This is a genomic window from Pseudomonas sp. xss_2, from assembly GCF_043104195.1.
GTDB lineage: Bacteria > Pseudomonadota > Gammaproteobacteria > Pseudomonadales > Pseudomonadaceae > Aquipseudomonas > Aquipseudomonas urmiensis.
The window spans coordinates 1-3,518 of sequence record NZ_JBICKL010000039.1 but is presented as its reverse complement, the minus strand read 5'-3'; the positions used below and the strand labels follow the sequence as shown (position 1 = coordinate 3,518).

Annotated in this window: 3 protein-coding genes; all 3 read right to left on the bottom strand. The window is 64.4% G+C overall.

Annotation, left to right across the window (positions count from 1 at the left end; translation table 11 throughout):
• Positions 1–2,531: conjugative transfer ATPase (locus ACF8K2_RS06115; protein WP_392463906.1), on the bottom strand; the 2,531-nt coding region annotated here is incomplete at its 3' end.
• Positions 2,531–2,950 (bottom strand): TIGR03751 family conjugal transfer lipoprotein, encoded by a 420-nt coding sequence (locus tag ACF8K2_RS06110; protein ID WP_392463905.1) that lies wholly within the window; start codon positions 2,948–2,950, stop codon positions 2,531–2,533. The genes ACF8K2_RS06110 and ACF8K2_RS06115, both read right to left, overlap by 1 nt.
• A partial coding sequence (locus tag ACF8K2_RS06105) for a TIGR03752 family integrating conjugative element protein (protein ID WP_392463904.1) occupies positions 2,913–3,518 on the bottom strand: 606 nt, incomplete at its 5' end. The genes ACF8K2_RS06110 and ACF8K2_RS06105, both read right to left, overlap by 38 nt.

The window sequence follows — 3,518 nt, the reverse complement described above, 5'->3', positions numbered from 1 at the left end:
GCTTTGCTCGCTGACAGCAGCAGGGTCTTCTGTGCCGGCGTGAGCTTCTTGAAGCGCGCGATTTCCTCGATCTCAGCCGGCGGCATGTTCAGACAGATCCACCATTCGATCATGTTGAGCATGGACTGCGCCGCATCGGGGAAGTCGGCCAGGTTCTGCGTCGCCAGCCAGAACCAGGCACCGAGCTTGCGCCACATCTTGGTGCCCTTGACCACGAAGGGCGCCAGCAGCGGGTTCTTGGTGATGATGTGGCCTTCGTCAGTCACCATGATGATCGGCCGACCGAGGTACTGGTCGCGTTCGGCAAGGTTGTTCACCGTGTTCATCAGGCTGATGTAGCTGATCGACATCTGCGCTTCATAGCCCTCGCGGGCATAGGTGGCCAGGTCGACGATTGTGACATCGCTTTCCGGCCAGGGCGTGCCCGGTCGGTCAAACAGCGCACCCTCGAAGCCCTGGCAGAACAGGTCGATGGACTCGGCCATTTCCTGGGCCCGCTCGCGACGCTTGTCGGGCAGGTGGGCGTCGCTGGCCACCGTTCGAAGGGCATCACGGACATGCCGCGTCATGACCTGCTGGTCGGTGGCCGCACAGTGCCTCGCGGCGTCGAGGATGCACTCGCGAATCAGGCTGCGGTCCGCGCGCGTGAGGCGTGCCTCTTCCTTGGCTTCGCCGCCGGTGATCATCAGGCGGGCGGCGATCTCCAACTCGCCCAGCACATCGCGTTGCTCGTCACTGCCCGAAGTGTCTTCATCCAGGTCCTCGGTCGACAGACTGGCGACCTGGTCGGGGCGCTCGATCAGTCGGCGGGCATCGGCGAAGGGGGCCAGGCTCAAGCCGCTGCCCGGTTTGAGCTGAACCTTGTTGACGGTCAATCCGAGGGTGGCGAAGTAGTCGCCCTGCAGGCCGAAGGAATTGCCGGCTTCGACAATGAACAGCCGCGGCCGGTACACGGCCATGACCTGCATCAGGATTGAGACCAGGGTGGCCGACTTGCCGGCGCCGGTCGGGCCGAACAACAGCAGGTGGCCATTCATGGAGCGGTCGAAGCGTGACAGGGGATCGAACGACAGGGGCGCGCCACCTCGGTTGAAAAAGGTAATGCCTGGATTGCCGGTACCGATGCTGCGTCCCCACAGCGGCAGCAGGTTGGCGACATGCTGAGCAAACAGCAGCCGGGTGTACCAGTTGCGTGTGTCACGCGCGGGGTTGTAGACCATTGGCAGCCAGCGCAGGTAGCTGTTGCAGGCGGCGACTTCATCGCCCTCGCGCACCGGCTGCAGGCCGGCACCGAGCAGCACATTGGCCGCCTGGATCGAGCGCTGGCGCAGTTGCTGTACATCGGCGCCGCGCAGGTACAGCGCCAAGGTACCGCGGTACAGCTTATGCTGGCGGCCGATTAGCGCGCGTGCCTCTTCCACGTCCTGGCGGGCCTGGGTCGAGGCCAGGTTTTCGCCGATGGCTTTGCGCGCCAGGCGGTTGAGCTGCTCCTCGAGCACATCCTGGGGCGTAATCACCAAGGTCAGGCTCAGGATGGCCTGCTCGGGCAACTGGTCAAACAGGGCGTTGAGCGCCTCGCCCTTGCGGGTCTCGCCGGTCAGCTGGCCGATATGGGGTGGCCTGCGCAGTTTGTCGACCACCATTACCGCGTGCGGCTGTTGATCGAAATACCACAGCCCCTGTTCGCTGTCCGAGCGTGGCTCCTGAAAGAACAGTCGCTCGGCAAAGTCGTGGTCGAACGGTAGCGACAGCCCATCGCCGTCACCGGTCTCCGGGTAGGGCACGCGTCGATAGAATGCCGCCGGTGATTCGCCCGTGACGGTGGGGGCTGGGTTGAACCAGGGCAGCAACCAGGCGTAGAAGTCACGCCCGTTCAGCCGACGAGGGTTGACCCCGCAGGCCTGCAACGAGGCCATCAGGCGGTCACAGGTCCTTCCCAGCAACTGAGCGGGTTTTTGCCCTTCGTCGTCGGCTTGGTCAGCGAGCCAGCGATAGACCACCAGCCGAATCCGTCGATTGCTGCCGCGCCAAGGCAGGTGCGACACGACAGGGTCGTCGAACAATCCGCCTGGCTTGGCAATGGCATCGAGGTGGTGTTGCATCGACGCGAGGAAAGCGGAGGTGAAGGGGGTGCCTGTCGCTCGCGGTGTGACGTACTGTGCCAGGCGTTCCAGGTACGGGGAAAAATCACTGTCGTCCTGGCAGAAGAACTGCACCACCCAGGGGGCCTGATCAAGCTCGTCGAAACTGTCCTGCAGCGCATCTTCCAACGCATCGCGCGCCGCCATCAGCCATTCGGGCTCACGGCCCTCGGTGCCGATCGGCTGCAACTCGAACACGGCGCCCACTGAGCGGTTGTCGTCGAGCAGAAAGCACTGCTCTTCCTCGAGGTATTCGACCCAGGGCAAGTGGTCGGTGAGGCTGGGGTTGCGGGCGTACTGGGCGGCTTCATCCGCGCGCGTTGCACGCCGACGCTGCGCCGCTCGCCAGGGCTGCCAGCGCGGCGAGGCGCGGTCGCTATCATTGTCCATCACAGGTCATCCAGGCGTTCGCCGGGCAGCGCGTACTGGACCTTCTCGTACAGCGGAAACACGGTCGAGTAGCCAGGCACGGGTGCCTGTTGGGTGCCGGCCAGGTGCGGGTAGACGTACATCACCAGGTCAGGATTGGGCAGCCGCGGGAACTGGGCGCGGATCTCGTTGGCGGCCGTACGGGTGTAGGCACTTTGGTCCTTGATCAGGCGCTCGGGATCGAGCACCGGCCGGCGTAGCTCACCGCGAGCCGTCTGCAACTGCTGCTGCGTGCCGACCGCGCCACCGCTGTTCCAGATGTCCAGCATGGTGTGATCGCCATGGGGCAGCATTTCGTCCTTGCTGGTGGTGCAGCCTGCCAGGTGCAGGCACAGCAGCAGGCTAATCCAGGTCCAGTACCGAAACGGATGGGCGTTCATGGTTCACTCTCCGGCCTTTGGGTTCGTAGTCGATGCTGATTTCGTGATCCAGGTGCAACGCCACCTTGGCCCCCGGCGGGACGTAGATGGCGGCGAAGGCTTCGCCGTAGAGCTTGTTGATCCAGTCACGAATGTCGCCGATGCCACCGCTGATGACCGAGTTCAGCGCGCTGTTGCCACTGTTCTGTGACAGCCCCAGGCTGCCGCTGGCCGAGTTGATGAATGACGTATTGGTCTGTTCGCTGCCTAGCGCTGCAGCGAAGCCGGCGCCGGCCGCGGTGATCAGGCTCTGACTGCCCAGGTACTGCTGGGCGTTGGAGCGACGCTCACCGGCGATGCAGGGGATGCCGTAAGGGTCGGAGATGTAGCCCAAGCCGCCGCGGATCTTCTCGGTGTCCGAAGTCTGGGTACTGCTGCGGTTGCGACTGACCACCTTCTGCGGCTGCGGCACCGTGCGCACGGTGCCGTCGCTGAAGACAAAGGTGATCGACTCGACCTGGCCGCGCACGCAGGACAAGGTCCAGTCACCAGCCGCAGTCCCGCTCATGACCGCGCCGACCACCTCCGG

Coding starts and splice junctions, on each gene's coding strand:
- ACF8K2_RS06110 (WP_392463905.1), bottom strand. CDS start 2,950: ATGAACGCCCATCCGTTTCGGTACTGGACCTGGATTAGCCTGCTGCTG.